At 56.5% G+C, this 4,241-nt stretch carries 3 protein-coding genes; all 3 read left to right on the forward strand.

Annotated elements, in window-relative coordinates; genetic code table 11:
* On the forward strand, positions 1-775 hold a 775-nt coding region (locus tag JOY90_RS37580), incomplete at its 5' end, for a polysaccharide biosynthesis/export family protein (protein ID WP_291696140.1).
* A 214-nt stretch (positions 776-989) separates the two neighbouring features.
* Positions 990-3,314: an AAA family ATPase gene (locus JOY90_RS37585; protein WP_291696141.1), complete on the forward strand. Its 2,325-nt coding sequence runs from the start codon at positions 990-992 to the stop codon at positions 3,312-3,314.
* Between the two features lie 198 nt (positions 3,315-3,512).
* A partial coding sequence (locus JOY90_RS37590; protein WP_291696142.1) for an ABC transporter permease occupies positions 3,513-4,241 on the forward strand: 729 nt, incomplete at its 3' end.

Genomic DNA, 4,241 nt, shown 5'->3' on the forward strand with positions numbered 1-4,241 from the left:
CCGCACACCCGCCGAGGTTCAACGGGCAATCGTCGACGTTATCAAGAACCGGGCCATCGACCCGCAAGCCGTGGTGGCGCTCGCGACCCAAAATACTTCGCTGATCAGTGTCCTGGGAGAAGTCAATTTACCAGCTCGGTTCCCTGCGCAACCGGCAGGCGAGCATCTCCTTGATGCCATCACCCGCGGTGGCGGCATTAAAGATCAGGGCTACGAGTCCTGGGTCGTGCTCGAGCGAAAAGGCAAACGGGCGTCCGTTCCCTTCGGAGCCCTGGTCTACGAACCCGAGAACAACATCTGGGTTTGGCCAGGCGACACAGTATACGTTTATCGTGAACCGCAAACCTTCCTCGCCTTCGGCGCTTCTGGCCAACAAGGCCAATTCCCATTCGATATGTGGCGCATCACGCTGGCTGAGGCGGTTGCGAAAGCTGGCGGCCTGCTCGACATTCAGGCCGATCCGGCGTCCGTCTATCTTTACCGGCGCGAGCCCCGCGAACTTGCTGAAAGGCTAGGAGTGGATGTTAGCAACTTTCCGGGCCCGATGGTTCCGGTCGTCTACAATGTGAGCCTGCGTGATCCGGCCGGTTATTTCCTGGCAACTAAGATGCAGATGCGAAACAAGGATATCATCTTTGCCGCCAACGCACCTTCCGTCGAGATCACAAAATTCTTCAACCTGTTGCAGGTCGCAATCAATGCGGCCGACACGTCGAGTGCCACTGCGGAACAGGTGCAGTTGGTGCGAACGATATCGCATACACGCCTCAAATAACCGCTAGATTTTCATTCGAATCTCGCCCGATTTATTAACGCTCCAGGGGTTAATGAGTCCGAGGTCGCGGGGCATTGAGCCTCGGTCTTACGTTGCGACGCGTAATTTGCTATGTTACGTTAGAGCAGGAGCGTACAGAGGATCCGTCCTGAAAGGTCGCCGTCGTGGTGTGGCCACGATCGGATGTTTTATGGCTTTGTCAGCAAGGACCAAGATGCTCCAAATCCATAAGCCTCAGCCGCGGCCGGATGCGCCCGCTTCGACCTCTGAAGCGGAATCGCTTGCGCAGCTGTACGCGTCGATCCTTGGTTTCCTGCGACGGCGATTATCTATCATCGCGTTTGCGCTCGGATGCTTTGTCATTCTGGCGGTCGTTTATATCAAGCTGACACCGCCGACCTTTGCTGGTCACGCCGTGCTGATAATGGACAGTCACAAGACCCAGTTCTTCCAGCAACAGCAGCCCCTCGGCGACCTTCCGATCGACTCTCCCACGGTCGACACCCAAATTGAGATCTTGAATTCGGAAAACATCGCGCTTTCGGTCGTCAAGCGTTTGCATCTCGATCAGGACCCGGAATTCATTTATCCCTCTAGTGGAGTTATTGGGGGCATATTGGGCTTCCTGAAGAATCTGAATCCATTCAGAGGGTCAGACGGGGTCACTGCCTCTGCTGTCTCGGACGACTCTTGGCATTCGAGAACCGCGATGGGCACTGTCCTGGGCCATTTGGCGGTCAAGCGTATCGGCTTTACTTATGCGATCTCAATCGATTACCAGTCGCTCAATCCCGATCGCGCCGCACAGGTCGCCAATGCGGTGGCTGATGCCTATTTCGACGACGTGCTGGAGGCCAAATACGAGACCACCCGCCGGGCCGCGGGCTGGCTGCAGGACCGCTTGAAAGAACTGCGCGAGCAATCCCAGACCGCGGATCGGGCCGTCGTCGATTTCAAGACCAAACACAACATTGTTAACGTTGACAACAACGGACGCCTGCTCAACGAGCAGCAGATAGGAGAGCTCAATACCGCGCTGGTTCAGGCGCGCGCCCAAACCGCCGAGGCACAAGCGCGGCTACAGCGGGTCCAACAAATCCTGGCGAGCGATGATCCCGATCCTGCGAGTAGTGCGGCAGCCACGGTGACGGATACATTGCACAACGAAGTGATCACCAGGCTGCGTCAGCAATACCTGGAACTCGGCGCGAAAGAAGCGGATTGGACCGCGCGCTATGGCCGGAATCATCTGGCGGTGGTCAACTTGCGCAATCAGCGACACGAGATTCGCCTATCGATTTTGGACGAGCTGCGTCGCATCGCGGAGACCTATAAGAGCGAATTCGAGATTGCCAAGGCGCGACAGGACTCGGTGCAAAAATCCCTGGATGACATCGTCGCTAAATCGCAGACGATGAACGAGGCGCAAGTCACCTTGCACAATCTGGACAGTAGCTCTCAGTCGTATCGGTCGCTCTACGATAATTTTCTCCAGAAATACATGGAGTCGGTCCAGCAGCAATCATTCCCGATCACCGAAGCCCGTCTGATTACACAGGCCACGCCTCCACTTGGAAAAAGCGGTCCCAAATCTACACAGATTCTCATCCTCGCCGCATTGGTCGGGCTGACCTTCGGGCTTGGAATAGGGTTGCTGCGGGAGATCGCCGACCGCGTGTTCCGCACTACTGCTCAAATCCATGAGCGGCTGCATGCGGAGTGCATCGCCCTGCTGCCTCTCATCAAGGGCGAGATCAAATCGGTCTCGCGCGAGCGGCCGAAGCGAGCTGAGACCGCGGCCGTCCCCCGTGTCATCGCGCGCAAGCAGGATCTGTTCTGGATCATGGCAGATTCCCCCTTCTCGCGCTTCGCCGAATCGATCCGAAGCATCAAGGTGGCCGCAGATCTGAACCGGGGCACAAAGCTAAACAACGTTGTCGCGATCACGTCGTCGCTGCCAAACGAAGGGAAGTCGACCATAGCCATGGCCCTGGCGCAGCATGTGGCACTCGGCGGCGGTAAAGCGGTGCTTGTCGATTGCGACCTCCGCAATCCCTCGCTGACCCGCAAACTTGCCCCTCGGGCAACCAAAGGCTTCCTTGAAGTGATCTGGGGCAAGCTCCCGCTCTCCGAGGTCCTGTGGAAAGACCCCGCGACAAACCTTGCCTTCGTGCCGACCGTGGTGCGCGGCCGGCTTGCCGACAGCAGCAACATTCTGAGTTCTGATCAGACGCAGAAGCTGTTTGAAAAGCTGCGCGCCGCCTATGACTACATTATCGTCGATCTATCGCCCTTGGCGCCCGTGGTAGACGTGCGTGCGATGACGCATCTCGTCGATTCCTTCGTGTTCGTGGTTGAATGGGGCCGAACGAACATCGAGATCGCCGAGCACGTCTTGAGCGGAGCGCCAGGGGTCTACGAGAACCTGCTCGGGGTTGTTCTCAACAAGGTCAATATGAAAGTCTTTGCACGTTACGAAAGCTCGCGTGAAAGCTATTATTACAATCGACATTTCGCCCGATATGGGTACACGGATTGACCTAGCTCAGCGCCGCGATTGCGGTGCCCAGAATCGGCTTTATGGCATCTCCGAAATCTGGAGAGGGCGACGTCTTGTCGATTCCCCCTGGAGAAAAGCCCCATTAGCTGAGACTGGCCCCCGAACTAAAAAGCAGCTCCCAAACGGTAACGCTGAACCTAATTGGTCAGGGAGAATCATTCGAGCTTCGAGAAATAGATGGACGAGCTGATTATCATAGAACCAGGCCGTCACGAACGTAACTATTGGCGGGATCTCTGGCGCTACCGCGAATTGTTTCGGGTGCTCGCCTGGCGCGACCTCGCGGTGCGCTATAAGCAGACGGTGATTGGCCTAGCTTGGGCGCTGATCCGACCTTTTCTTACTATGCTGGTTTTTACCATCATCTTCGGCCGGATCGCGAAATTGCCATCTGAGGGGGCAGCGCCATATGCGCTAATGGTTTTCGCCGGCCTCCTTCCGTGGAGTTTTTTCTCTGCCGGATTGAGTGAAGCCTCGAACAGCCTGATCAACAATGCCAACCTGATCAGCAAGGTGTATTTCCCGCGGCTTATCGTGCCGACCGCAACCGTCGTTGTCGCCTTCGTCGATTTTCTCATCAGCTTTGGCATCATGGTAATGCTGATGGCTTGGTACCGGTTCGTGCCGGATTGGCGAATTCTGCTTCTACCAATCTTCGTCCTTTTTGCCTTTCTCGCAAGCATCGGGCCGGCACTTTGGATCACCGCTCTCAATGTGAAGTACCGGGACTTCCGCTACGTTATTCCTTTCCTCGTGCAGCTCGGCCTCTACATCTCGCCTGTCGGCTTCTCCTCGGGCGTTGTGCCGCAGAAATGGCGTCTGCTATATTCACTTAATCCGATGGTCGGGGTGATCGACGGGTTCCGCTGGTGCATCTTAGGGGGGCAGAGCCCAATTTATCTTCCT

This window comes from Bradyrhizobium sp. (assembly GCF_019242285.1).
Classification (GTDB): Bacteria; Pseudomonadota; Alphaproteobacteria; order Rhizobiales; family Xanthobacteraceae; genus Bradyrhizobium.

Bases quoted from the DNA above. Each gene is read 5' to 3' on its own strand.
- JOY90_RS37585 (WP_291696141.1), top strand. From the start codon at position 990: ATGCTCCAAATCCATAAGCCTCAGCCGCGGCCGGATGCGCCCGCTTCG.